The following is a 24,820-nucleotide window of genomic DNA, read 5'->3' as shown; positions in this document are numbered from 1 at the left end:
TAGCTGAGGAGAGTGGGTTATGAAGTTGATTGGAGTATCCGTCGCCGCCGCGCTCGCGGCTCTGGTCGCAACGCCTGCCGCGGCGCAGACGAAGGTGACCATCGCAATTTCCGGCTGGACCGGCTTTGCGCCACTGACGCTGGCGAAGGAAGCCGGCATCTTCGCCAAAAATGGACTCGACGTCACCATCAAGAAGGTGCCGCAGGCGAGCCGCCATCTCGCCATCGCTTCGGGCGACGTGCAATGCGCCGCCACCACGGTCGAGACCTGGGTCGTGTGGAACGCCAATGGCGTCGCCACCACGCAGCTGTTCCAGCTCGACAAGTCCTATGGCGCCGACGGCATGGCCGTGCGCGCCGGCACCGCATCGATCAAGGATCTGAAGGGGAAGACGGTTGCCGCCTCGGCGCCGGGCACTGCGCCCTATTTCACGCTCGCCTGGTTCCTGAAGAAGAACGGTCTTTCCGTGAAGGACGTCTCTGTCGTCAATATGGAGCCGGGGCCGGCTGCTCAGGCTTTCATCGCTGGCCAGAACGATGCCGCCATGACCTATGAGCCTTATTTGTCCGCCGTGCGCGAGAAGCCGGAAGCTGGCAAGATCATCGCTACCACCCTCGATTATCCGATGATCATGGACACCTTTGGCTGCTCGCCGAAGTTCATCGCCGAGAACGAGGGGGCGGTGAAGGCGCTGGCCAAGAGCTATTTCGAGGCCGTCGCGATGATCAAGGCGGATCAGGCCAAATCTTACGAAATCATGGGGGCGGATGTGAAGCAGTCGGGCGAGGCGTTCGGCAAGTCGGCGCAGTATTTGCGCTGGCAGGATCAGGAGGCGAACAAGAAATTCTTCGCAGGCGAGCATGCGGCGTTCTCCAAGGAAGCCGCGGAGCTGCTGCTCGAAATTGGCGTGATCAAGCAGATCCCTGATCTTTCGAAACTCGCCGATCCGCGCTTCATTCAGTAGTCCGCGTCAACTATCGGCCGTCATTGCGAGCGCAGTGAAGCAATCCAGTCCCTCTCTCGGGAAAGGCTGGATTGCTTCGCCGCAAGGGATCCTCGCCATGATGATCATAGAAAATCGAAGACCCATCATGAAACCACTCGCTCCCATCTCCTCGCCCGCGCGGGTCGTGCTCGGGATATCCTTCTTCGTGCTGTTCGTTGCCGGTTGGTCCTTCGCGACCTTCGGCGGTTTCGTCTCGAAGACGTTCCTCGCCAATCCGCTTACGATGGTCGAGGACGGCTGGTTCCTGCTCACCAAGCAAGGTTTCCTGTTCGACATCGGCATGACGATCTGGCGCGTGGTCGGTGGTTTCGTACTGGCGGCACTTGTGGCGGTTCCCCTCGGTATCCTGATGGGCGCCTATAAGCCGATCGAAGCTTTCCTCGAGCCATTCATATCTTTTGCACGCTATCTGCCGGCCTCGGCCTTCATCCCACTTTTGATCCTGTGGGCGGGCATCGGTGAGTTGCAGAAGCTGCTCGTCATTTTTATCGGTTCTGTCTTCCAGCTCATCCTGATGGTCGCCGTCGCCGTCGGCAGCGTTCGTCGCGATCTTGTCGAGGCATCGCTGACGCTGGGTGCAAAAGACGACGGTGTGCTTCGTCGTGTGTTGATCCCGTCAGCTGCGCCGGAAATCGCCGAAATCCTGAGGCTCGTGCTCGGCTGGGCCTGGACCTATGTGATCGTCGCCGAACTGATCGGCTCGTCGTCAGGCATCGGCCATATGATCATCGACAGTCAGGCCTTGCTTGCCACCGGCCAGATCATCTTCGGCATCATCGTGATCGGCATCATTGGCTTGATCTCGGACTACGTCTTCAAGGCTGCGAACAAGCGCCTGTTCCCGTGGAGCGTCATTTGAGCAAGCTCGTCATCGAGAACGTCTCGCGCGTTTTTCCGGCCGTTCGCGGCGGCACGCCCACGCGTGCGCTGGAGCCGACCAATCTCACCGTCGCCGACAACGACTTCGTCACCATTCTTGGGCCCAGCGGCTGCGGCAAGTCCACGCTGCTGCGTATGATCGCTGGCCTGGATACGCCGACCACTGGCCGCATCCTGCTCGATGGCAAAGCGATCACAGGCCCCGGCGCCGACCGTGGGATGGTTTTCCAGTCCTACACTTTGTTCCCCTGGCTGACCGTTGCCGAGAATGTCGCCTTTGGTTTGCGCGAACGCGGCATCACACAGAAGGAGCGAAACAACATCGCACGTGCGTGGCTGGAGAAAGTTGGCCTGACCAGCTTCGCCAGTCACTTCCCCAAGCAGCTTTCAGGCGGTATGCAGCAGCGCACGGCCATCGCGCGTGCGCTGGCCAACGATCCCAAGATGCTGTTGCTCGACGAGCCGTTCGGGGCGCTCGACAACCAGACCCGCGCTCTGATGCAGGAGCTTCTGCTCGGCATTTGGGAACGCGAGCGGAAGACGGTGATCTTTGTCACCCATGATATCGAGGAAGCGATTTTCCTCGCCTCTCGTGTGGTGGTGATGTCGGCGCGGCCAGGACGCATCAAGGCCGATATCCCGGTCGATCTGCCGCATCCTCGCCACTACACGATCAAGACAAGCCCGGCCTTTTCCGATCTGAAGGCACGCCTCACCGAGGAAATCCGTGTCGAAGCGGTGCTCGCAGCCGAAGTACACTAGCGCAAATGGCTGTCCGCCGGGCTCCCATGAGGTATTGTCCCGCCGAATGAGCGGGGCCATCGCAATGCCCGCAGCGATTGCTCCTGCAGAAGCAGGTATTGAAACAAGCGTGGTCGGTCGCAACGAAGCGCCCGGCTTCGACGTGCCGAAATGGGCCTCAGAGTCGGTCGGCGATTGAAAGTCCGGCCAGCATCTCGACGAGCTGATATTGCCGATAGGGCTTGGGGATGAAGCGACCGCCGTTCGGCAGATCGGTTTCGCTAACCCTGAAACGACCCGAGGTGGCGATGATAAGCACCGGCGGCCAGCGATTGGCGACTGCATGGGCGAGAGCTAGTCCGTCCATCGAGCCCGGCATGTCGATATCGGTAAAGATCAGGCGAATGTCATCGCGGCTTTCGAGGATTTGGATCGCAGCATCGGCGTCCGACGCCTCGACTGCCTCGAAACCGGCTTCCTTGATCATATCGGCTGCGTTCATGCGCAGCAGGGGATCATCTTCGACCACCAATACCACGGCCGTGTCGCGGGGCAGTGCAGCGGCGGAAGCCGGCGTCTCTGCATCGGTGCCGGTTGCCAACAGGGCCTCGGGATGGTGGCGTGAGGAAAAGGCCATAATCGGAAAACGTCGTGCTGAACGGATCGGCAGCGGTGCCGATATGCCGCATATGAGCGCTATCGCTCTTCTAAGAGCCAGACTGCATTTTCGTTCCACGCGCGAGAGAAGTATTCGCGATCTGTCGCTGGTCAGTCAGCGTGGCGAACGTCCTTTGTCGGCGCTGTCGCGCATGACCTTGAACACGCCATGGGCGGTAGCGACGACATGACTGTCGCCGACAGTCACTTCGGTGGTCATGAAAATCAGGCTCTTTGTCGTGCGTACAGCGCGCGGGCGCGAGACGATCAGGTCACCGATCCGGGCCGCGTCCACGAAATATGTATCCATCTGCACCGTGGCGAGCGCCTCGACGCCCGCCGCGGCACGGGCACCCATCCCGCAACTACGGTCGGCCAAGGTCATGATCGCGCCACCCTGCACGACGCCGCGACGATTACGATGCTTTTCCTGGCCGAGGATCGCGAATTCGTGCGCGCCGTTGACTTCCCGATGCCACATCGGTCCGACGAGCTGGATGAAACCGTCGTCATGCATGATGGTCCAGCCGGCGGCTTCGAGGTCGGCGTCAGTCATACGTATTCCTTGTGGCGATATCAAAGTTGCTGCTACGGGTTGTTTGCCGGGACTTCTACAAAGGCGGCGATGCGCATACCAGAGGCCGCATGGCGACACAGCCCTGCGTCATCGGGTGACAGCTGGAAGGTTCAAGCCTTGCTGCGGGACGCAAGTGCATCTGCCACGGCGGTGCGGATGTCTGCGACGGAGAATGGTTTCGTCACCACGTCATGCACGATTGCATTGAGACCGGTTGCCCGCTCGCGCTGGTCGGCATAGCCGGTCATCAGCAGGATGGTCAGGTCGGGAAAATCGCGCGCGGCGGCGAGCGCCAGTGCGATTCCGTCCATAATCGGCATCTTGATGTCGGTCAGGAGCAGATCGAAACGGCCTTCCTGCTCCGTCAGGATTTCAAGGGCTTCGGCACCATCCTCGGCGGTGACGATCTCGTGGCCATCCATCGCAATGGCGCGGCCGACCAAAAGGCGTAGCGGCTCCTCGTCATCGGCGATCAGGATACGCGACATCGTTAATCCTCAGATACTTACGCGCCGGCAACGTCGCGCTTGTTGAAAAAGCGCACGTCGATGCTGCGGCCTTCCACCGGCGGCGAGGCCAAGCGGGATTTGAACCAGGTTTTATCGCCGGGATTGAGGCCCGGCTGTTCCAGCACTGCGCTCCAGGCGTAGATCTCGGTGCCTTTGTCGTCGCGAACCACGAACCGCAGGCGCGGCATCGCAGTCGGCACGCGGGTTTCGGAGACGATATAGCCTTCGATCAGCATCACCGGCTTGCCATCGACGGTTTCCGTGGTGACTTTCACGTCCTTGAAGGCGAGGCCGCGGATGTTCACGTCGATGCCGAAAGCCTCGTAAAAGGCGGCAGTTTGCGGCATCAGCTTCACGATATCGACCCGCCAGATCAAAATAGCCATCGCAAATGCCGCCATGGCGGCGGTTATCACGGGCAGGATGTGCGATCTGTTGAGGCCGCGGTGCGGCATCCTTGGGGCCAAATTGCGAAGCTTACCCAGGCGTGCCGGTTTGATGTCGCGCAGCGATCCGGCATCCTCGCGGGCGGCGATCGTCCAATCGGTGTCCTCGGTGCGCGGCTGGAACTTCGATTCCGGCCTGGGTTCCACCGGCCAGTCCGCCGAAATCGAGGGGCTCTCAACCTCCGGCACGTCCGGCTCCCGGGCCTCTTCCTCGCTGACGCCCCAGGTGCTCAGGTCTTCGCCTGGATCGGTCATGACCGGCTTGGGCCGGGACAGATCTTCTGGCCTGGCCAGCCAGGTTTCCTTGCAGCGCGCGCAGCGGACGGTGCGGCCGGCATCTCCGAAGCCTGCCGGATTGACGGCGTAGGACGTCGTGCAATGGGGACAGACGATATGCATGGTGCCGAGTGCCGATGACATGCGGCGCAAGCTACAAGACGACCGTTAACGAATCGGAAACCATAACGGCCGCACAAGCAAATGACCGATATCTTGAGCCTTAAGTGAACCCGTCGAACGGAGCTGCACGTGGTCCGGTTCGAAAATGTAGGCCTGCGATACGGGCTTGGTCCGGAAATCCTGCGCGATCTGAACTTCCAGATTCCCGCGCATTCCTTTCAATTCCTGACCGGCCCTTCCGGCGCCGGCAAGACATCGCTGCTGCGCCTGCTGTTCCTGTCGCTGCGGCCGACGCGCGGGCTCGTCAATCTGTTCGGCCAGGACATCTCGCTGCTGGCGAAGGACGAGATCGCCGACCTGCGCAAGCGCATCGGCATCGTGCTGCAGGATTTTCGCCTGCTCGATCACATGACGACCTATGAGAATGTCGCGCTGCCGTTTCGCGTGATGGGCCGCGAGGAATCCAGCTATCGCCGTGAAGTCATTGATCTGCTGAAATGGGTCGGCCTCGGCGAGCGCATGGATGCGCTGCCGCCGATTCTTTCGGGCGGTGAGAAGCAGCGCGCCGCCATCGCGCGTGCGGTGATCGCGCGGCCGCAGCTGCTGCTTGCGGACGAGCCCACGGGGAACGTCGATCCGACGCTCGGCCGCCGCCTGCTGCGCTTGTTCATCGAGCTCAACAAATCCGGAACCGCCGTGATCATCGCGACCCATGACATCTCCCTGATGGACCAGTACGACGCGCGTCGCATGGTGCTGCATCAGGGCCGGCTGCATATGTATGAATAGGCAAGACGCGTGAGCAGGATCGGCGACGAGCATGGACCGCTGATGGATCTCGGGCAGGAACGCCCGCAGGTCCCCGCGAAGGCGCGCATAGCGTCGCCCATCGTGCCGGGCGGTCAGATCGCCGGCCGCGCGCTGGTCGCCGTGGTGGCGATCATGACCTTTCTCGCCTCGATCACCTCGGGGGCCGTGCTGCTGATCAGCGCGTCGGCGTCCGAATGGCAGTCCGAGGTCGCCAGCGAAATCACCATCCAGGTGAAGCCGGTTGCGGGCCGCAATCTCGACCGCGATGCACAGGCGGCAGCCGACGCGGTACGCGGCCAGCCCGGCATCGTGGAAGTGCAGCCCTACAGCAAGGAACAATCGGCGCAGTTGCTGGAGCCGTGGCTCGGCACGGGACTGTCGCTGGATGAACTGCCGGTACCGCGCGTCATCGTCGCGCGTGTGACGCCTGGCACGGCACTCGACATTGTCGGCCTGCGCGCGCGCGTGGCGCAGTTCGCGCCCGGCGCGAGCGTGGACGATCACCGCGCCTGGGTAGAGCGGATGCGCTCCATGACTTCGGCGGTCGTGCTGGCCGGTCTCGGCATTCTTGCTCTTGTAATCGTCGCCACCATCATTTCCGTATCTTTCGCGACCCGCGGCGCCATGGCGGCGAACCGGCCGATCGTCGAGGTGCTGCATTTCGTCGGCGCCGGCGATCGCTACATCGCCAATCGCTTCTTCCGCCACTTCCTGCGGCTCGGCCTGCAGGGCGGCGTGATCGGCGGCGGCATCGCGATGCTGATGTTCGGCTTCTCGGAATCCATCGCGAGCTGGTTTTCGGGCACGCCGGTGGGCGATCAGTTCGCGGCGCTGCTCGGCACGTTCTCGCTGCGGCCCTCCGGCTATCTCATCCTGGCCGCGCAAGCGCTGGTGATCGCGGCCATCACCGCCGCAGCCTCGCGCCGGACGCTGTTCGCGACGCTCAATGACATCGATTGAATATCGTATCCCGGACGCGATGCGGCGCGAAGTGCCGCTTCGCAGAGCCGGGACCGCCACAACCGCTAAAGCTTGGAACGGTCCCGGCTCTGCGGAGCAGCGTAAAGCGCTGCACCGCGTCCGGGACATGTTTCAATCGAGGACGAAATTGCTCTAAAATTGCGGCGATCAAACGCCGCACCGCAGCCATGACATTGTTGGACGACCAGAACCAGACCGATGACGCGTCCGCGCGGCCGCTGCCTCCGAGGCGGCGCCTGATCCGCGGCGCGATCGTCGCTGCCGTGGCGATCTCCTTCATGGCTGGCATCGTCGGCTTCATCGCCTTCCTCTCGCAGTTGCGCAGCGGCGATGTCACACCCTCCACCAGGGCCGATGGCATCGTGGTGCTCACCGGCGGCTCGTCGCGCGTGGCCGATGCGCTGGATCTGCTTGCAAGCGGCTTCGGCAAGCGGCTGCTGATTTCCGGTGTGCATCCCACCAACGGCATCGGTAACATCCAGCGCTCGCTGCCGGATAACGACCAGCGCCTGCTGGCCTGCTGCGTCGATCTCGACCGCAGCGCCACCGATACGCGCAGCAATGCGGTGGAGACACGGCGCTGGGCGCGCAAGCAGGGTTTCCATTCGCTGATCGTGGTGACATCGAACTATCACATGCCACGGGCGCTGGTGGAACTGTCGCATGAATTGCCGGATGTGCAACTGATCCCGTTCTCGGTGATCGGCGAGCGCTGGCGCGACGAGGCATGGTGGACCAGTGGCACCACGCTGCGTTTGCTGTTATCGGAATATGTCAAATATCTCGCCGCCGAGCTGCGGGCACGTCTCGCCGGTATCGGCATCGATCTGATGCCGGACAGCGGCGAGCTGTCCTCCGAGGCGGTGCGCAAGCCGGCGCCCGCCGCATCCAACTGATCAAAGCGCCATTTCATGACATCGATATCCCTGACGTCGGTATTCTTGCGTTCGCTAGTCTATCAGGTGCTGTTCTATGCGCTGCTGGTGTTTTGGCTCCTGGTCGCGATCCCGACCTTCCTGATGCCGCCGCGCGCCATCCTGTTCATTGCCAAGACCTGGTCGCGCCAGAGCGTGGTGCTGCTGCGCTGGATCTGCGGCGTGAAATTCGAGGTACGCGGCACCGAAAACATTCCCGCAGGTTCCCTGGTGGTCGCGGCCAAGCACCAGTCCATGTGGGAGACCTTTGCACTGCTGCCGTTCTTTGACTCGCCGTTGTTCATCTATAAGCGCGAACTCGGCCGCATCCCGTTCTTCGGCTGGTATCTGCGGCTGGCCGATATGATCGACGTCAACCGCGCGGGTGGCGTGCGCGCGCTGATGGATATGGCCAAGCGCGCCAGGAACGAGGTGCAGAAGGGTCGCCAGCTCATCATCTTCCCCGAAGGCACGCGCCGTCCTGTCGGCGCACCGCCCGACTACAAGAGCGGCGTCGCGCAGATCTACGCGTTGTGCCATGTGCCGTGTCTGCCGGTGGCGCTGAATTCCGGCCTGTTCTGGCCGCGGCGCACATTTCTCCGCTATCCCGGCACGCTGGTGGTGGAGTTCATGCCGCCGCTACCATCGGGCCTGCAGCGGGAGGAGTTTCTGGCGACGATCAGGGAGAAGATCGAGACCGCGACGGACCGGATCGTGGCCGAGGCGCGCGCAGAACAGGCGGAGATTTTTGGACGTGTGCCGGATGTGGCGGTGAAGGAGAAGTAGGGCGCGTCTTTTCCCTCCCCCAAGCGGCGCAGCGGGGAGGGAGAAGAAGTCACTCATGCAGCATCTCCGCCAGCTTGTGCAGCTGCGCATCCCGAAATCCCTGCGCCCCGATCGACTTCACCGTCGACAGCACGTAATCGCGGTTGTGGCCTGACCGGCCATGGCCCTGTCGCACGCAGCGGAGCTGTTCGGACAGCGACAATCGACCCGCATATTGAACGTGGCTGCGATCGGCCACATAGGTCAGCGCGCTGACGCGGGAGCGTGCGTCGTCATCGAGCCAGACCGAGCGCATCACCTCGCGATAGACGCCGGTGGTCTGCTCGCGCTCACGGAGATAGGCAATGGTCGCGTCGCGCTTGCCGGCCTCGACGCGGAAGGCGATACCGCGGCAGGCGCCGCCGCGGTCGAGGCCGAGTACGAGGCCGGGTTTTTCCGGGGTGCCGCGATGATCGAAGGAATAGACGCAGAGAGCGCGATGTTCGCCGATCAGCCGGGCCTGCCTCTGCTCGATGAAATCGAAGCCAGGCCGCCACATCAGCGAGCCATAGCCGAATACCCAGAGGTCATGGTCGGAAACAGGCGCAGGCGAGTTCAGCGGGGTCATGCGGTCGCACTAGCATATGATCGCGTTACTCGGAACCAAGCTCCGTCATTGCGAGGAGCCTAGCGACGAAGCAATCCAGGGGACCAAAAGCGAAGGCTGGATTGCTTCGTCGCCTTCGGCTCCTCGCAATGACGGAGCAAAAACGCGCACTAGCAGAAACTGGCCGATCATGCGAAGGGCTCCCCACCAACCGCCGTTTCGACAAACTCCTGCGATCTAGGTCCGCCATGTCAGATATTCTTCAGCCTCGCCGCCGCCGTCTCGGGCTCCTGTTCTTCATGCCCGTGGTGCTGGTCGTCATCTGCCTCGCCTGGACCGGCTTCTGGTTCTTCGCGGCGTCCAAGGTCGATGAGAATGTCGAACTCTGGCAGGCGCGCGAAGCTGCCGCAGGCCGCAAATATGAATGCGCCAATCGCTCGGTTGCGGGCTTCCCGTTCCGTCTGGAAGTCCGCTGCGACGGCGTCAGCGTGTCGTTGCAGGCGCAGACTGCGACGCAGAGCATCACGCAGACACCGGTCACCGCACAACTCGGTGAGATTCTCGTCGTTGCACAGATCTACACGCCGCGCCTCCTGATCGCCGAATTCAAGGCGCCTGCGGTGATTTCGCAGCAGGGCCAGCCCTGGATGGCGATGGCCTGGAGCGATGCGCGCAGCAGCATCACCGGCCTGCCGGGCACGCCGGACAGCGGCGATCTCGTGTTCGACGATCTGTCGCTCGATCGCTTCTCCGGCTCGGCCTCGGCGCCTGCGGTGCGTGCCAAGCGCGTCGTGCTCAACGGCAGAACCGCGCCGGCATCGACACCAGATAAGCCGGTGATCGAAACGGCGCTGCGCATTACCAGCGGCACGATTGCGGACGTGCATCCGCTGCTTGCGGCGCCGTTCGATACGGATATCCGCGCGCAGATTTCGGGGTTGACGGATCTGACGCCAAAGCCCTGGCCGCAGCGCTTTCGCGAGATCCAGGCGGCGGGCGGACGATTGGAGATCACGCAGTCGCGGGTGCAGCAGGGCGACATCATCTCGCTGGCGACGGGCTCGCTCGGGATTACCGCGGCGGGCAATCTCGACGGTGAGTTGCAGATGACGGTGACGGGGCTCGACAAGGCCGTGAACGCGCTCGGGATCGACAAGCTGCTGGAGATCGGCGTACCGCAGGAAACGCTGGATCGTCTGGCGCCGGGCCTGAAGTCGCAGGACGTGAACAATATTCTGGGGGCGCTGGATCGCGCGATCCCGGGACTGGGCAATTTCGCGCGCAAGAATGCCGGAGCGGGATTGGCCGCGGGAGTGAACTCCATCGGCACCGCGGCGACGTTGGAGGGCAGGCCGGCGCGGGCGTTCCCGCTGAAGTTCGTCGATGGCGCGGTGTTCTTCGGCCCGCTCCGCGTGGCGCAGATTCCGCCGTTGTTCTGATCGTAGGATGGGTTGAGCGTAGCGATACCCATCACCGCTGGGCGCTAGGGGTGATGGGTATCGCTACGCTCAACCCATCCTACAGACTATTTCTTCTTCAACGCCGCATGCTTGCGGCCGAAGTCTGCGGCGGCTTCATCCTGACCGATGCTGACGATACCCCTGCGGATCGCCCGCGTGCGTGTAAAATGATCGAACAGCGTGTCGCCATCGCCGCGACGGATCGCCCGCGTCAGCTTCGACAGGTCCTCCTGAAACGCGCCGAGCATTTCCAGCACCGCGTCCTTGTTGGTCAGGAACACATCGCGCCACATGGTGGGATCGGATGCGGCGATACGGGTGAAGTCGCGAAAACCGCCCGCAGAGAATTTCAGCACTTCCGAACGAGTTACATCTTCCAGCTCGTCGGCCGTGCCTACGATTGTGTAGGCGATGAGATGCGGCAGATGGCTCGTCACCGCCAGCACGAGGTCATGATGCGCGGCGCCCATGATCTCGACATTGGCGCCGAGGGCGGACCATAGCGTGCTCAACTTCTCGACCGCTGCAGCATCGGCGCCGTCCGGCGGCGTGAGGATGCACCAGCGGTTCATGAACAGTTCGGCGAAGCCGGAATCCGGCCCGGAATTCTCGGTGCCGGCGACCGGATGTGCAGGAATGAAATGCACGTTGTCCGGCAGATGTTCGGACATCGCCGATAGCACCGAGGCCTTCACCGAGCCGACATCGGAGATGATGGCGCCCGGCTTGAGATGCGGCGCAATGCTTTGCGCGACATCGCCGGCGCGGCCGACAGGGACGCAAGAGATGATCAGGTCGCTGTCCATCACCGCCGACGCATTATCGTCGGCGATGCGATCGGCGAGCTTGATCTCGACGGCGCGCGCACGCACCTCCGGCGAGGCGTCGGTGGCGACGAGTTCGCCGGCAAGGCCGAGCTGCTGGATGCCGCGCGCCAGCGACGAGCCGATCAGGCCGAGGCCGATCAGCGTGATGCGGGGGAAGAGCGGGGCGTCAGTCATTGCGCAGCATGAATTCGCGCAAGGCGGCGAGGACCAGCTCGTTGGCCTCCGCGGTGCCGATGGTCATGCGCAGCGACTGATGCAGGCCGTAATTATTGACCGCGCGCAGCACGAGGCCGCGCTTGGTCAGGAATGCGTCCGCATCCGCCGCGGTCGTGCCGGCGGTGGTCGGGAAGTGGATCAGGATGAAATTGGCGACGCTCGGCGTCACCTTCAGCCCGAGCTTGGTGATTTCCGCGGTCAGCAGATCGCGCCACTTCTCGGTGAAGGCGCGCGACATCTCGACATGGCCGGTGTCCTCGATCGCGGCGACGGCAGCGAGCATGGCCGGCGCCGAGACGTTGAACGGGCCGCGCACGCGGTTCATCGCATCCACGATGTGTTCGGGGCCGAACATCCAGCCGATGCGCAGCGCGGCGAGGCCGTGCACCTTGGAGAAGGTGAAGCAGACCACCGTGTTCTCGGTGGTCCTGGCAAGGTCGAGGCCGCTGTCATAGTCGGGCTTACCGACATAGTCGGCATAGGCGGCGTCGAGCACCAGCAGCACGTGATCCGGCAGCGAGGCGCGCAGGCGTTTCACTTCCGTATAGGGCAGGTAGGTGCCGGTCGGATTGTTCGGGTTGGCGAGCCAGACCAGCTTGGTCCTGTCGGTCACGCATTTCAGGATCTCGTCCACGCTGCAGGTGAACTCGATTTCCTTGGCGACGACATTGGTCGCGCCATTGCCCTTGGTGGCGATGGGATAGACCAGGAAGCCGTGCTCGGTGTGGATCGCTTCGTCGCCGGGGCCGAGATAGGTGTGCGCGATCAGGTTCAGGATTTCGTCCGAACCTGCGCCGCAGATGATTCTGCTGGGATCGAGGCCGTAGCGCTTGCCGACGGCCTCGCGCAGCACCTTCGAGGTGCCTTCCGGATAATCCTCGAGATGCGTCGCAGCGCCGGTATAGGCCGCCGTGGCGTGCGGCGAGGGGCCGAACGGCGTTTCGTTGGCCGACAGCTTGAACACCTTGCGGCCGGCTTCCGGCACAGGGGTCTTGCCCGGCGTGTAGGGCGCGATATCGAGAATGCCGGCTTTCGGCACGGGGCGGGACATCTTGTAGCTCCGGTATTCTGGAAAGGTCAGGCGTTCGGTGCGCCGTCTGCGGGCACCGTATAGCGCCTTGCATGGCTGCCGACGAGGGCGGAGGACCGCACCGAGGCCCCCGCTGCGATCAGGGCGGCCCTGATGCCCTCGAAGGTCGAGGGCGCGCTGATGGAGACCAGCAGCGAGGCGCCGTCGAAGGCGGTATCGGGCACCACCACCACGTCGGCCAGCGGCGCCAGCGCGCGGGCGATCTCGGCGTTCCAGCCGGAGACGCGGACGCTCCAGCATTCCACCTCGGTCACCATGGCGCTGTCGGCGACGCGGGACACCACGAAGACCGGCAGCGCGGCCGGATGGTCGGCACGCTCGATGAAGGGCAGGCGGGCGATGATCTTTGGCGCGCCTTGGGGCTCCAGCTCGTGCCACCACGGCGTCTGGCCGGAGGTGGCTGAGACCAGCGCGAGATCGCCCTTGGATTTCGCCACGGCTTCCACGGCGGCGACGGCGCTGAAATGCGAGACATAGGGCACCGTGAAGCCGAAATGGAAGCGGGCGGAATCGCGCATCGCGCTCTCGCCGAGTGACAGATCCGCATGCAGCGAGAACGGCGCCTGGACGTAAGTGAAAGTCGAGATGATGACGCGCCAGATGCCCTCGACGGTGTCGATGGGGAGGATTCCGCGATGGCGCTGCACCAGGCGGCGCATCATGTCGGCTTCGCGGGCCGGTCGGAACGCGGAGCCGACCTCCTGGGTCTGCTTCACCGAGATCAGCCGGTCGATGATGTCGCCGCGCGACATCAAGAGGCGATGCACCTGCTCGTCGATGCTGTCGATCTCCTGGCGCAATTCGTTCAGCGACGGCGGGGCGGGGGGCAGTTTCGACATGAAAACGGACCTTGGCGATGAGGCGGGAGCGCCCCGCCGGAGATGCCTGACGCGCATGGCGGCGTTGGGGCACGGCCCTGATTAGGTAAGACGCTGCCTGAAAGCAAAGAAAACATGACAGCTATTCCAAGTGCCTGCCCTTGGGCAAAGCGTCCATGCCATCCCTATATTGACGATCGGCCAGGCTGGGACTACGATCCCTGCCTACTCCGTGGTCATTTGAGCCGGCCGGCTTGCAGCCACGTTAAACAACTCGCTAAACAGGCCGGGGACGATCGCTCCCGGCCGAACCGTATGTTCAGGCCGGGTTTTTCATGCCCGGTCTCGATGGGAGGACTCCCGAAGGGGAGCCGGGTATCGAGATGGTCAGTGTCCAGCCCTTGAAGAGCGTCTCGGTGGATGCCGAGGACCGCGCCCAGGAAGCCAATCATCCGACCTCGCTGGTCGCCAAATTCGGCCCCGACGAGCCGTTGCGGCTCGATTGCGGCATCGACCTCGCCCCGTTTCAGATCGCCTACCAGACCTACGGCACGCTGAATGCCGACAAGTCCAACGCCATCCTGGTCTGCCACGCGCTGACCGGCGACCAGCACGTCTTCAACACCCACCCCGTCACCGGTAAGCCGGGCTGGTGGGGCACCATGGTCGGGCCGGGCAAGGCGCTCGACACCGATCGCTACTTCATCATCTGCTCCAACGTGCTCGGCGGCTGTATGGGCTCGACCGGACCCGCCTCGATAAATCCGGCCACCGGCAAGATCTGGGGCCTCGATTTTCCGGTCATCACCATTCCCGACATGGTGCGCGCGCAGACCATGCTGATCGATCGCCTCGGCATCACGCAACTGTTCTGCGTGGTCGGCGGCTCCATGGGCGGCATGCAGACGCTGCAATGGACCGCGGCTTATCCCGAGCGCGTGTTCTCGGCGCTGGCGGTGGCCTGCGCGACCAAGCACTCGGCGCAAAACATCGCCTTCCATGAGCTTGGCCGTCAGGCCGTGATGGCCGATCCCGACTGGCGCGGCGGGCGCTATTTCGAGGAGGGCACGCATCCGCATCGCGGCCTCGGCGTCGCGCGCATGGCGGCGCACATCACTTATCTGTCGGATGCCGCCCTGCATCGCAAATTCGGCCGCCGCATGCAGGACCGCGAATTGCCGACATTCTCTTTCGACGCGGATTTCCAGGTCGAGAGCTATCTGCGCTATCAGGGCTCGTCCTTCGTCGAGCGCTTCGATGCGAATTCGTATCTCTATCTCACGCGCGCGATGGACTATTTCGACATCGCCGCCGACCATAACGGGCACCTCGCCGAAGCCTTCCGCGATACGCAGACGCGCTTCTGCCTGATGTCGTTTACGTCGGATTGGCTTTTCCCGACCGCCGAGTCGCGCGACATCGTGCATGCGCTCAATGCGGGCGGCGTGCGCGTGTCCTTTGCCGAAATCGAGACCGACAAGGGCCACGACGCCTTTCTGCTCGACGTGCCGGAATTTCTCGACATCGCCGATGCATTTCTGAATTCGGCTGCAGCCGTCCGCGGTCTGCCGGTGGAGGCTCGCGACAAATGAACGTCCATCAGCAAGGCCTCGACATCAAGCTCGCTAGTCCAGCTTCGCCCGCGCTCGACAGCTATCGCGGCGATCACCTGCTCGTCGCCGAAATGATTCCGGCCGGTGCGAAGGTGCTCGACGTCGGCTGCGGCGACGGCGATCTGCTGCAACTGCTGGAAGGCCGGGGTATCGACGGACGTGGCATCGAGCTGTCGCGCGAGGGCGTCAACCGCTGCGTCGGCAAGGGGCTCGCGGTGGTGCAGGGCGATGCCGACACCGACCTCGTGAACTATCCCGACGATGCCTTCGACTATGTGATCCTGTCGCAGACGCTGCAGGCGACGCGGCAGCCGCGTGTGGTGCTGGAGAATCTCCTGCGCATCGGCCGTCGCGCTATCGTGTCGTTTCCGAATTTCGGCTTCTGGCGGATGCGGCTGCAATTGCTCGTCGGCGGGCGTATGCCGCGCACCGAGAACCTGCCGGCGACATGGTACGACACGCCGAACATTCACTTCTGCACCATCAAGGACTTCGTGCATCTCTGCGACGAGATCAATGTGAAGATGGAGCGTGCGGTGGCGCTCGATCTCTATGGCCGTCCCTTGCGCCTCAATGCGCCGTGGTGGTTCTGGAATCTGTTCGGCGAGCAGGGCGTATTTCTACTGCAGCGGGCGGAGAAGTAACTCTGCCCCTCATGGTGAGGAGCGGCCACAGGCCGCGTCTCGAACCATGAGATGGCTTGGCCCGGCGCTCTTCGGCCATCCTTCGAGACGCCGCTGTGCGGCTCCTCAGGATGAGGGACGGAGAAGCGAGATACCGCTTTATGAGTCAGATTCTCAGGATGAGGGCGGAGCGAGGCCAAAAGCCTCGCGAAATCGCAATTCTCTATAATCGCAGAGCGGATTAGCGCAGCGTAGTCCACCCTTCTTCGCCAGATATAAAATCGGCCGGCGGATTACGGCTTCGCCCTCATCCGCCCTACGGACACACCGTCATTGCGGACGGTTGCAGCGGCCGGAAAACTCGCGAGAAGCAATTCTTAATAGCTAATTAAAATAGGTATCTCGGGCCGGCTCTGCGTCGAGCGGTCATCCCCTATGTCTATACGTATGGTTTCTGTTGGGTTTAGCGCCACCGCGGCGCTCCGCGGCCTGAAATGAGCGCGTTTCGACCCGCTCGCCGTCTTGTTTCCGTCACATCCGGCCTGTTTTCACGCAGCCCTCAAAAAGTTGGATCGCATGTCCGGTCGTGGGGATCGGGGGTATCTATGAGGGTTAACTTTCTATGTTTGAGTTCGTTGCATATCGTCGTGCACTTCGCCTCTCCGCTCTGGCGTTGTGTTCGGCAGCCGTCTTCGCGTCAGTCTCGCCGGCTTCGGCCCGGCCCCAGCATGGCGCCGCGCGTCACCACGCGCACTACAGCAAACACACTTACAGCTCTCGTCATCACGTCCGGCATCGCGCGCGGATTGCGCGCCGGCACGCCGCGCGTGCGGAGCAGCAGGCGCCTTCGTTCGGCGACGCTGCGAATTTCGCAAATGCCAATGCCAGCATGAATCAGCCTTCGGGTGGTTTCGGCGGCTCTGGTCTTGTCGAGGCTGCGCGCAGCTTCATCGGTCGCGGCAATCCCACCGGCCGGCGCAGCCTGTGGTGCGCGGCTTTCATGAACCTCGTGCTCAAGCGCACCGGCCATCAGGGTACCGGTTCGGATATGGCGCGTTCGTTCTCGAGCTACGGTCAGCGCATCTCCGGCCCGCAGGTTGGCGCCATCGCCGTAATGTCGCGCGGCCGTCGTGGCGGCCATGTCGGCGTGGTCTCGGGCGTCGATGCCAAGGGTAATCCGATCATCGTGTCCGGCAACCATGGCAACCGCGTCGCGGAGGCCACCTATTCGAAGGGCCGCATCTACGCATACGTGATGCCGTCGAGCTAAGACTCGATACTGTAGGGTGGGTACGCTTGTGCTTTGCCCACCCTACGAAACCGCCGTAGGGCGGATGGGCGGAAGCGTAATCCGCCGGCCGAATTCGCGATGGAGACTCCCTGGCGGATTACGGCTGCGCCTCAAGCGCCCGAGGCCCTCGCCGGCCCGGCACCGGTCTGCTCAGGCAGCCCGAATCCGCCAAAATCTCCCGTCCCGCCTCTTCCTTTTTCGGAACCGTGTGCCCACATTTCGGTCAAGCTGGCTTTCGCGCCAGCGACGACCGCGGCCGGTTGACGACCATCAATGCGTCCCGCGGACCCCCAATGAAGATGCCGGTATCGTGCTTTCGAGGCGATGACGGCAGGCCGAGGGACAACACACGATGAATATTGAAAAATACACCGAGCGGGTGCGCGGCTTCATTCAGTCTGCGCAATCACTGGCCGTGCGCGAAGGCCATCAGCAATTCACGCCGCTCCATATCCTGAAAGTTCTGCTCGACGACAGCGAGGGTCTTGCGGGCGGTCTGATCGACCGTGCCGGCGGCAATTCGCGCGCCATCCTGAAGGCGACCGAGGACCAGCTGAACAAGCTGCCGAAGGTTTCGGGCTCCGGCGCAGGGCGGGTCTACCTCGCCCCCGCCACGGCACGGGCGCTGGATGCAGCCGAACAGGCCGCGGACAAGGCCGGCGACAGTTTTGTCACCGTCGAGCGCTTGCTGCTGGCGCTGACCCTCGACAAGGACAGCGAGGCCGGGCAGCTGCTCAACAAGGGCGGCGTCACCCCGCAGAATCTCAATGCCGCGATCAATGCGCTGCGCAAGGGCCGCACGGCGGATTCCGCCACGGCCGAAAACGCCTATGACGCGCTGAAGAAATATGCCCGCGACCTGACCCAGGCGGCGCGCGACGGCAAGCTCGATCCGGTCATCGGCCGCGACGAGGAAATCCGCCGCACGATTCAGGTCCTCTCGCGGCGGACCAAGAACAATCCCGTTCTGATCGGCGAGCCCGGCGTCGGCAAGACCGCCATCGTCGAAGGACTGGCGCTACGCATTCTCAATGGCGACGTGCCGGAGAGTCTGAAGGACAAGAAGCTGCTGTCGCTCGATCTTGGCGCCTTGATTGCCGGCGCAAAGTATCGCGGCGAGTTCGAGGAGCGGCTGAAGGCCGTGCTCGGCGAGGTCACTGCGGCCGAAGGCGGCATCATCCTGTTTATCGACGAAATGCATACGCTGATCGGCGCCGGCAAGGGTGACGGGGCCATGGATGCGTCGAACCTGCTCAAGCCTGCTCTGGCGCGCGGCGAGCTGCACTGTATCGGCGCCACCACGCTGGATGAATATCGCAAGCATGTGGAGAAGGACGCGGCGCTGGCGCGGCGCTTCCAGCCGATCTTCGTCTCCGAGCCGACGGTCGAAGACACCATCTCGATCCTGCGTGGCCTGAAGGACAAATACGAGCAGCATCACGGCGTTCGCATCCAGGATAGCGCGCTGGTGGCGGCGACCACACTGTCGAACCGTTACATCACCGATCGTTTCCTGCCCGACAAGGCCATCGACCTCGTCGACGAGGCGGCGGCGCGATTGAAGATGCAGGTCGATTCCAAGCCGGAAGAGCTGGATTCGATGGACCGCGAGATCGTGCGGCTGAAGATCGAGCAGGAAGCCCTGAAAAAGGAAAACGATGCGGGCTCGAAGAGCCGGCTCGAAAACCTCGAGAAGGAGCTGGCTGAACTCGAGGAGAAATCCGCGGTGCTCACCCAGAAGTGGTCCGCGGAGAAGAACAAGCTTTCGAATGCGCAGAAGCTCAAGAGCGAGCTCGACGGTCTGCGTCTGGAACTCGCCGAGGCGCAGCGTCGCGGCGAATATCAGCGTGCGGGTGAATTGGCCTATGGCAAGATTCCAGGGCTGGAAAAGCAGCTCGCGGATATCGAAGCCAGCGAGAACTCAGGCGAGATGATGGAGGAGGCGGTCACCGCCAACCATGTCGCGCAGGTGGTCTCGCGCTGGACCGGCGTGCCCGTGGACAAGATGCTGGAGGGTGAGAAGGACAAGCTGCTACGCATGGAGCAGAGCCTTGGCCAACGCGTCGTCGGCCAGAGCGAGGCCGTGCGCGCAGTCTCGACCGCGGTGCGCCGCTCACGCGCCGGCTTGCAGGATCCGAACCGGCCGATCGGCTCGTTCATGTTCCTCGGCCCCACCGGCGTCGGCAAGACCGAGCTCACCAAGGCGCTGGCGTCCTATCTGTTCGACGACGAGACCGCGATGGTCCGGCTCGACATGTCCGAATATATGGAGAAGCACTCGGTCTCGCGGCTGATCGGCGCCCCTCCGGGCTATGTCGGCTATGACGAGGGCGGCGCGCTCACCGAAGCCGTGCGGCGGCGGCCCTATCAGGTCGTGCTGTTCGACGAGATCGAGAAGGCGCATCCCGATGTGTTCAACGTGCTGCTGCAGGTGCTCGACGATGGCCGCCTGACCGACGGTCAGGGCCGTACTGTCGATTTCCGCAACACGCTGATCATCATGACGTCGAATCTCGGCTCGGAATTCCTGGTCAACCAACCGGAAGGCGAGGATACCTCGGCCGTACGTGAGCTGGTGATGGGGACGGTGCGCGGACACTTCCGCCCCGAATTCCTCAACCGCGTGGACGAGATCATCCTGTTCCATCGGCTGCAGAAGAGCGAGATGGGCCGCATCGTCGAGATCCAGTTCGCACGGCTCACCAAGCTGCTGGAAGATCGCAAGATCGTGCTGGAACTCGATGGCGCTGCCCGCGACTGGCTCGCCGAGAAGGGTTGGGACCCGGCTTACGGTGCCCGTCCCCTGAAGCGTGTGATCCAGCGCAGCGTGCAGGATCCGCTCGCGGAGATGATCCTGGCCGGCGACGTCAAGGACGGCGATCACGTCGAGATTGGCACCGCGGGGAATGTGCTGACGTTCAACGGCAAGCCGGCAAGCAACGCAGACGTCGCGGAGCTCGAAGTGCCGGCGAAACGAATGTTGAACTGATCGCTCTTCTTTCAGCAAAAACAAACGGCCTGAATCGCGAGATTCAGGCCGTTTTTCCGTTGCATTCCGGCGGGCTTCACCGCGTGGTGATCGATCGCGTCTGTATCGGCGCAGCTACGCCGGTGCTGCCGGTTGCGTCCGACACGCGTGCAGCGCCGCGCTGGCTCATTTGCGTATCGATCTGATCGCGCGCCTTCTCGAAACTGGCAAGCATCGGGCCTTCGAGCGAGCGCCCGCGCGGCAGGCGTACACGCATCGGGTCGACGAAGCGGCCATTGACCAGGATTTCATAGTGGACGTGGGCACCGGTCGAGAGGCCGGTGGAGCCGACGAAGCCGATCACCTGGCCCTGACGGACGCGCTTCCCTGGCTCCATACCTTTGGCATAGGCCGACATATGGCCGTAGGCGGTCTCGTAGCCGTTATTGTGCTTCAAGCGGATATACTTGCCGTAGCCGCCTTCCCAACCGACTTTCTCGATCATGCCGTTGCCCGAGGCAAAGATCGGCGTGCCGTAGGGCGCTGACCAGTCCACGCCGGTATGCATCTTGGTGTAACCGAGGATCGGATGGCGGCGGCCGCCGAAGCCGGAACGCATGATGGCGTTGTTGACGGGCTTGCGGACCAGGAACTTCTTCGCGCTCTTGCCGGTCTCGTCATAGAAGTCGACCACAGAGTCGTCGTCGGTCTTGTAACGATAGTATTTCTTGGTCTCGCCGCCGACGGTGAGCGAGGCATAAAGCACCTCGTTGCGGTCGGGATTGGCCGAGCCTTCGTCCTCGCTGGCGAAGAACACGTCGAAGGAGTCGCCCGGCTGCACGCGGCGCTGGAAGTCGACATCGTAGGAATAGATCTTGATCATGTCCTCGATGACAGTGGCGGGCACCTTGTTGCGCAGCGCTGTCTCGTAGATGCTCTGATAGAGCCGGACGCCGGTGCCGTCGTCCTCTTCCTCGTCATCGTCGTTCTGAGAAGCGACCTGCGTCGCCGTATTCATGGTGGAGACGTCGACGGCGACATATTTGCCGAGATCCGACAGTGCGGCCACAGCCTCGATGCTGGAATCGCTGGCGACGATGACGCGATAGGGCATCAGCCGCTGGCCCGGGCCTGCAGGCGCCATCAGGATGCGCAGCTTCTGGCCTTCACGCAGACCGCCGTCCCGGCCCTTAGCGCCGAGCGTCAAGGCGATCTGGCGGGCTTCCTCATAGGAGGCGCCCTGTTCGCGCATGATGCTGGCGGCGGTCTCGCCTTTCTTGACGATATGGATGCGCTCCCCGGTGGGATTGCCGCCGGTGACCTGCTCCTTGGTCTTGGCGAGCAGCGTGACGTTTTCCGGCACGATGCGGGTTTCGAAGCCCGCATAGGGATCGGCCACCTGGCCTTCGGCCGCATAGGCCATCTTCATTTCGCTGCCGGCGCCGCTGTAATCCTGCGTGCCGCCCATGGCGGCGTAACGCACGCCGCTTTGACCGCGCCAGTTCGAGGCGTCGCGCACGCGCAGCAGGACCTCGTCGATGGAGACCGACGCGCCCGTCGCGAGCTTCGCTTTCGGCAGCACCTGCGCGAGATCGCGGGTGACGAAGGAGACTTCGGCATCCGGTTCGGCGGTCTCGGTGGTGCTGGCCGCGTCTTCCGCCGTCGGCTGCGCGCCGCCGACATCGGTGAGCAGGCGCTGCGCATTGAATGGCGGTACCTTGGCGGAGAGATCGCTGGTCGCCATCACCAGATTGCCGGAGATCTTCACATAAGGCCGCACACGCATCACGTCGCGATTGCCGACGCGGGTCACGGTGGAGACACGAAACACCTGGCGCGCGGCGGACGCTTCGCTCGGCGGCGGCAGGCGATCGGCTTTATGCAGGCTGACTTGCTTGTCGTTCGGGCTGACGGCGCCGCGCAGCGCGCTTTCCACGCGCTCGGGCAGCTTGGCGAAAGTCATCTCGCCATCGAGCGAAGCGAAAACGGCGCCGCCGATCAAGGCTGCGCCGCACAGACCCGTGAGAATCGTTCCTGAAAACCACTGCACCGACACGCGACGACGATCGATCACCGCAGCTTCGGAGCCATCGACGGAAAGTGGCGGCTCGTGGCCGAGATCGATCATCCCGGTTTCACGATGATAGGTGCCACTGCGTGGTCCGTGGTTCAAACCGTAGTCCCCCAAAGTGCCGGCATCCGGCGGCAGAGCTTCCCCAGCTCAAGCACATGGATGGTCGAACAGCGCGGGCCAAAATGCTGGCCCAAGGTCCAATCGTCAATGCTGCAGAGAGAGGCCGTTACCGTCTTGCTCGTATCGTCCAGGCTGCGCGTCCGGCGATCTCTGTATGACGATCCATCCACCGGTCGCCATGTCGTCATCGTCGCAGTCGCCACGGATGGATTTTCGATGCCCGAAACCGGGAAATTTCGCAGTTCCGACAAAGAATCTTCACCCAAAGCCGCGTCAGAACGCCGGAGCAATGTGGCTTTGATGCGGCGTCATGCCTGAAAAACCTACGCTTTTTCGCCTGAAAAGATTCTCCGGCGATGCGTGACGATTTTCTGACGAAACGCGTTGACAGGTCCGCGTTCCCCCGCCTATAAGACAGCCACTGAGCGCGGCGGCGCCGACCCACGGGTCCGGCGGACGTTCTGCGCTTCAGCAATCAACATCGCGATGGTGATGAGGTGGCCGATAGGTGTCGGCCGCTGAATTCTTGTCGAATGGTGGACGTTGCGAGATTTGGCGCGTAAGTGCCGGGCTGTTTGACAAGTTGAGAAGAAGAAAGAGAAACGTGGGCGGCGGAGTCCTTGCGGGTCTCGCGCGATAGGAACTTTGGTTTTTATTGTTGTGGGACCGGACGAAAGACTTCGGCGGCACACGTTTTGATACAAGGAAACACCATCGCTGTTTTTGCGCTGTGAAGCGCGGACGGCATGTTGGCGGGTTTCGGACTTTGGTCTGGATCTGCTGACGTAGAATGGTGGGATCCTCGTCAAACGTTGTGATCAGCCGGTTTAAAGTTTCAAGTCCAACTTGAGAGTTTGATCCTGGCTCAGAGCGAACGCTGGCGGCAGGCTTAACACATGCAAGTCGAACGGGCGTAGCAATACGTCAGTGGCAGACGGGTGAGTAACACGTGGGAACGTACCTTTTGGTTCGGAACAACTGAGGGAAACTTCAGCTAATACCGGATAAGCCCTAACGGGGAAAGATTTATCGCCGAAAGATCGGCCCGCGTCTGATTAGCTAGTTGGTGGGGTAATGGCCCACCAAGGCGACGATCAGTAGCTGGTCTGAGAGGATGATCAGCCACATTGGGACTGAGACACGGCCCAAACTCCTACGGGAGGCAGCAGTGGGGAATATTGGACAATGGGGGCAACCCTGATCCAGCCATGCCGCGTGAGTGATGAAGGCCCTAGGGTTGTAAAGCTCTTTTGTGCGGGAAGATAATGACGGTACCGCAAGAATAAGCCCCGGCTAACTTCGTGCCAGCAGCCGCGGTAATACGAAGGGGGCTAGCGTTGCTCGGAATCACTGGGCGTAAAGGGTGCGTAGGCGGGTCTTTAAGTCAGGGGTGAAATCCTGGAGCTCAACTCCAGAACTGCCTTTGATACTGAAGATCTTGAGTATGGGAGAGGTGAGTGGAACTGCGAGTGTAGAGGTGAAATTCGTAGATATTCGCAAGAACACCAGTGGCGAAGGCGGCTCACTGGCCCATAACTGACGCTGAGGCACGAAAGCGTGGGGAGCAAACAGGATTAGATACCCTGGTAGTCCACGCCGTAAACGATGAATGCCAGCCGTTCGTGGGTTTACTCACAAGTGGCGCAGCTAACGCTTTAAGCATTCCGCCTGGGGAGTACGGTCGCAAGATTAAAACTCAAAGGAATTGACGGGGGCCCGCACAAGCGGTGGAGCATGTGGTTTAATTCGACGCAACGCGCAGAACCTTACCAGCCCTTGACATGTCCAGGACCGGCACCAGAGATGGAGCCTTCTCTTCGGAGCCTGGAGCACAGGTGCTGCATGGCTGTCGTCAGCTCGTGTCGTGAGATGTTGGGTTAAGTCCCGCAACGAGCGCAACCCCCGTCTTTAGTTGCTACCATTTAGTTGAGCACTCTAAAGAGACTGCCGGTGATAAGCCGCGAGGAAGGTGGGGATGACGTCAAGTCCTCATGGCCCTTACGGGCTGGGCTACACACGTGCTACAATGGCGGTGACAATGGGATGCTAAGGGGCGACCCCTCGCAAATCTCAAAAAGCCGTCTCAGTTCGGATTGGGCTCTGCAACTCGAGCCCATGAAGTTGGAATCGCTAGTAATCGTGGATCAGCATGCCACGGTGAATACGTTCCCGGGCCTTGTACACACCGCCCGTCGCACCATGGGAGTTGGTTCTACCTGAAGGCAGTGCGCTAACCGCAAGGGGGCAGCTGACCACGGTAGGGTCAGCGACTGGGGTGAAGTCGTAACAAGGTAGCCGTAGGGGAACCTGCGGCTGGATCACCTCCTTTCTAAGGATGGGTCTTCAGCAACTTGTTGCTATCGACCTGTTTTAGAAACATCAGTGGCCAATGATTGGATCGATCATTGAGCTGCATTGGCGGGACACCG

General features: G+C 62.5%; 21 protein-coding genes, 1 rRNA gene and 1 riboswitch. Of the genes, 13 read left to right on the top strand and 9 right to left on the bottom strand.

Going from position 1 to position 24,820, the window contains the following annotated elements; all coding sequences use genetic code 11:
* Positions 1-19 precede the first annotated feature (19 nt).
* The 3 genes from E0H22_RS23910 (at position 20) to E0H22_RS23900 (ending at position 2,647) form a co-directional block, all read left to right on the top strand.
* Positions 20-964 (top strand): ABC transporter substrate-binding protein, encoded by a 945-nt coding sequence (locus E0H22_RS23910; protein WP_233023421.1) that lies wholly within the window; start codon positions 20-22, stop codon positions 962-964.
* A 127-nt stretch (positions 965-1,091) separates the two neighbouring features.
* A complete protein-coding gene (locus E0H22_RS23905; RefSeq protein WP_233023420.1) occupies positions 1,092-1,865 on the top strand; it encodes an ABC transporter permease in 774 nt (257 codons plus the stop codon).
* Positions 1,862-2,647, top strand: a complete 786-nt coding sequence (locus E0H22_RS23900; protein WP_233023419.1) for an ABC transporter ATP-binding protein — start codon at positions 1,862-1,864, stop codon at positions 2,645-2,647. Before E0H22_RS23905 ends, E0H22_RS23900 begins: the two co-directional genes overlap by 4 nt.
* A 157-nt stretch (positions 2,648-2,804) precedes the next feature.
* Here E0H22_RS23900 and E0H22_RS23895 read toward each other — a convergent pair whose 3' ends face one another.
* The 4 genes from E0H22_RS23895 to E0H22_RS23880 all read right to left on the bottom strand — a co-directional run bounded on the left by E0H22_RS23895 (position 2,805) and on the right by E0H22_RS23880 (position 5,235).
* Positions 2,805-3,128 (bottom strand): response regulator, encoded by a 324-nt coding sequence (locus E0H22_RS23895; protein WP_233026526.1) that lies wholly within the window; start codon positions 3,126-3,128, stop codon positions 2,805-2,807.
* A gap of 270 nt (positions 3,129-3,398) precedes the next feature.
* Complete coding sequence (locus E0H22_RS23890; RefSeq protein WP_233023418.1) at positions 3,399-3,839, bottom strand: PaaI family thioesterase; 441 nt, start codon at positions 3,837-3,839, stop codon at positions 3,399-3,401.
* Between the two features lie 131 nt (positions 3,840-3,970).
* A complete protein-coding gene (locus E0H22_RS23885; protein ID WP_233023417.1) occupies positions 3,971-4,348 on the bottom strand; it encodes a response regulator in 378 nt (125 codons plus the stop codon).
* A 17-nt stretch (positions 4,349-4,365) separates the two neighbouring features.
* Complete coding sequence (locus E0H22_RS23880) at positions 4,366-5,235, bottom strand: MJ0042-type zinc finger domain-containing protein (protein ID WP_233023416.1); 870 nt, start codon at positions 5,233-5,235, stop codon at positions 4,366-4,368.
* A gap of 108 nt (positions 5,236-5,343) precedes the next feature.
* On the opposite strand from E0H22_RS23880, the gene ftsE reads away from it, so the two are divergent.
* From ftsE to E0H22_RS23860, 4 genes are all read left to right on the top strand, one after another.
* A complete protein-coding gene (ftsE, locus tag E0H22_RS23875) occupies positions 5,344-6,003 on the top strand; it encodes a cell division ATP-binding protein FtsE (RefSeq protein ID WP_233023415.1) in 660 nt (219 codons plus the stop codon).
* Positions 6,004-6,012: 9 nt separating this feature from the next.
* Complete coding sequence (locus E0H22_RS23870) at positions 6,013-6,984, top strand: cell division protein FtsX (protein WP_233023414.1); 972 nt, start codon at positions 6,013-6,015, stop codon at positions 6,982-6,984.
* 188 nt (positions 6,985-7,172) lie between these two features.
* Positions 7,173-7,901 carry a YdcF family protein gene (locus E0H22_RS23865; RefSeq protein WP_233023413.1) on the top strand — a complete coding sequence of 243 codons (729 nt, stop codon included), beginning with the start codon at positions 7,173-7,175 and terminating at the stop codon, positions 7,899-7,901.
* Between the two features lie 30 nt (positions 7,902-7,931).
* The gene (locus E0H22_RS23860; RefSeq protein WP_233026525.1) at positions 7,932-8,705 is read left to right on the top strand and encodes a lysophospholipid acyltransferase family protein; all 774 of its coding nucleotides are present in this window, start codon (positions 7,932-7,934) and stop codon (positions 8,703-8,705) included.
* Between the two features lie 49 nt (positions 8,706-8,754).
* On the opposite strand, the gene E0H22_RS23855 is transcribed toward E0H22_RS23860, so the two are convergent.
* Positions 8,755-9,312 (bottom strand): gamma-glutamylcyclotransferase, encoded by a 558-nt coding sequence (locus E0H22_RS23855; protein ID WP_233023412.1) that lies wholly within the window; start codon positions 9,310-9,312, stop codon positions 8,755-8,757.
* A 227-nt stretch (positions 9,313-9,539) separates the two neighbouring features.
* Here E0H22_RS23855 and E0H22_RS23850 point away from each other — a divergent pair, with 227 nt between their 5' ends.
* Positions 9,540-10,730, top strand: a complete 1,191-nt coding sequence (locus E0H22_RS23850; RefSeq protein ID WP_233023411.1) for a DUF2125 domain-containing protein — start codon at positions 9,540-9,542, stop codon at positions 10,728-10,730.
* Positions 10,731-10,816: 86 nt separating this feature from the next.
* Here the strand turns inward: E0H22_RS23850 and E0H22_RS23845 are convergent, their stop codons facing one another.
* The 3 genes from E0H22_RS23845 to E0H22_RS23835 are packed head-to-tail and all read right to left on the bottom strand — an operon-like array spanning position 10,817 to position 13,723.
* Positions 10,817-11,752: a prephenate/arogenate dehydrogenase family protein gene (locus tag E0H22_RS23845; protein ID WP_233023410.1), complete on the bottom strand. Its 936-nt coding sequence runs from the start codon at positions 11,750-11,752 to the stop codon at positions 10,817-10,819.
* Positions 11,745-12,845, bottom strand: a complete 1,101-nt coding sequence (gene hisC, locus E0H22_RS23840) for a histidinol-phosphate transaminase (RefSeq protein ID WP_233023409.1) — start codon at positions 12,843-12,845, stop codon at positions 11,745-11,747. Before hisC ends, E0H22_RS23845 begins: the two co-directional genes overlap by 8 nt.
* A 26-nt stretch (positions 12,846-12,871) precedes the next feature.
* The gene (locus E0H22_RS23835; RefSeq protein ID WP_233023408.1) at positions 12,872-13,723 is read right to left on the bottom strand and encodes a chorismate mutase; all 852 of its coding nucleotides are present in this window, start codon (positions 13,721-13,723) and stop codon (positions 12,872-12,874) included.
* Positions 13,724-13,924: 201 nt separating this feature from the next.
* Positions 13,925-14,004, top strand: a riboswitch (SAM riboswitch).
* Positions 14,005-14,085: 81 nt separating this feature from the next.
* Between E0H22_RS23835 and metX the strand changes: the two genes are divergently transcribed.
* The 4 genes from metX (at position 14,086) to clpB (ending at position 20,218) form a co-directional block, all read left to right on the top strand.
* On the top strand, positions 14,086-15,294 hold the full coding sequence (gene metX / locus E0H22_RS23830; protein ID WP_233026524.1) for a homoserine O-acetyltransferase MetX: 1,209 nt from the start codon (positions 14,086-14,088) through the stop codon (positions 15,292-15,294).
* Positions 15,291-15,959 carry a methionine biosynthesis protein MetW gene (metW, locus tag E0H22_RS23825; RefSeq protein ID WP_233023407.1) on the top strand — a complete coding sequence of 223 codons (669 nt, stop codon included), beginning with the start codon at positions 15,291-15,293 and terminating at the stop codon, positions 15,957-15,959. Before metX ends, metW begins: the two co-directional genes overlap by 4 nt.
* A 601-nt stretch (positions 15,960-16,560) precedes the next feature.
* Positions 16,561-17,208 (top strand): TIGR02594 family protein, encoded by a 648-nt coding sequence (locus E0H22_RS23820; RefSeq protein ID WP_233023406.1) that lies wholly within the window; start codon positions 16,561-16,563, stop codon positions 17,206-17,208.
* Between the two features lie 373 nt (positions 17,209-17,581).
* Positions 17,582-20,218, top strand: coding sequence for an ATP-dependent chaperone ClpB (gene clpB / locus E0H22_RS23815; protein WP_233023405.1), 2,637 nt, complete (start codon positions 17,582-17,584; stop codon positions 20,216-20,218).
* Between the two features lie 76 nt (positions 20,219-20,294).
* Here the strand turns inward: clpB and E0H22_RS23810 are convergent, their stop codons facing one another.
* Entirely contained in the window at positions 20,295-22,325 is a 2,031-nt protein-coding gene (locus E0H22_RS23810) for a M23 family metallopeptidase (protein WP_233026523.1), read from the bottom strand.
* A gap of 908 nt (positions 22,326-23,233) precedes the next feature.
* Here E0H22_RS23810 and E0H22_RS23805 point away from each other — a divergent pair.
* Positions 23,234-24,720 (top strand): 16S ribosomal RNA (locus E0H22_RS23805).
* The last annotated feature ends 100 nt before the right edge of the window (positions 24,721-24,820 follow it).

It is taken from the genome of Rhodopseudomonas boonkerdii (genome assembly GCF_021184025.1).
GTDB classification, from domain to species: Bacteria; Pseudomonadota; Alphaproteobacteria; order Rhizobiales; family Xanthobacteraceae; genus Tardiphaga; species Tardiphaga boonkerdii.
Note: the sequence above shows the minus strand (reverse complement) of the source record. Positions and strands in the feature narration are given on the sequence as shown.

Coding starts and splice junctions, on each gene's coding strand:
- metX (WP_233026524.1), top strand. CDS start 14,086: ATGGTCAGTGTCCAGCCCTTGAAGAGCGTCTCGGTGGATGCCGAGGAC.
- metW (WP_233023407.1), top strand. CDS start 15,291: ATGAACGTCCATCAGCAAGGCCTCGACATCAAGCTCGCTAGTCCAGCT.
- E0H22_RS23810 (WP_233026523.1), bottom strand. CDS start 22,325: ATGATCGATCTCGGCCACGAGCCGCCACTTTCCGTCGATGGCTCCGAA.
- E0H22_RS23820 (WP_233023406.1), top strand. CDS start 16,561: ATGTTTGAGTTCGTTGCATATCGTCGTGCACTTCGCCTCTCCGCTCTG.
- E0H22_RS23880 (WP_233023416.1), bottom strand. CDS start 5,235: ATGTCATCGGCACTCGGCACCATGCATATCGTCTGTCCCCATTGCACG.
- E0H22_RS23845 (WP_233023410.1), bottom strand. CDS start 11,752: ATGACTGACGCCCCGCTCTTCCCCCGCATCACGCTGATCGGCCTCGGC.
- E0H22_RS23850 (WP_233023411.1), top strand. CDS start 9,540: ATGTCAGATATTCTTCAGCCTCGCCGCCGCCGTCTCGGGCTCCTGTTC.
- E0H22_RS23885 (WP_233023417.1), bottom strand. CDS start 4,348: ATGTCGCGTATCCTGATCGCCGATGACGAGGAGCCGCTACGCCTTTTG.
- E0H22_RS23895 (WP_233026526.1), bottom strand. CDS start 3,128: ATGAACGCAGCCGATATGATCAAGGAAGCCGGTTTCGAGGCAGTCGAG.
- E0H22_RS23890 (WP_233023418.1), bottom strand. CDS start 3,839: ATGACTGACGCCGACCTCGAAGCCGCCGGCTGGACCATCATGCATGAC.
- clpB (WP_233023405.1), top strand. CDS start 17,582: ATGAATATTGAAAAATACACCGAGCGGGTGCGCGGCTTCATTCAGTCT.
- E0H22_RS23905 (WP_233023420.1), top strand. CDS start 1,092: ATGAAACCACTCGCTCCCATCTCCTCGCCCGCGCGGGTCGTGCTCGGG.
- E0H22_RS23865 (WP_233023413.1), top strand. CDS start 7,173: ATGACATTGTTGGACGACCAGAACCAGACCGATGACGCGTCCGCGCGG.
- E0H22_RS23855 (WP_233023412.1), bottom strand. CDS start 9,312: ATGACCCCGCTGAACTCGCCTGCGCCTGTTTCCGACCATGACCTCTGG.
- hisC (WP_233023409.1), bottom strand. CDS start 12,845: ATGTCCCGCCCCGTGCCGAAAGCCGGCATTCTCGATATCGCGCCCTAC.
- E0H22_RS23835 (WP_233023408.1), bottom strand. CDS start 13,723: ATGTCGAAACTGCCCCCCGCCCCGCCGTCGCTGAACGAATTGCGCCAG.
- E0H22_RS23910 (WP_233023421.1), top strand. CDS start 20: ATGAAGTTGATTGGAGTATCCGTCGCCGCCGCGCTCGCGGCTCTGGTC.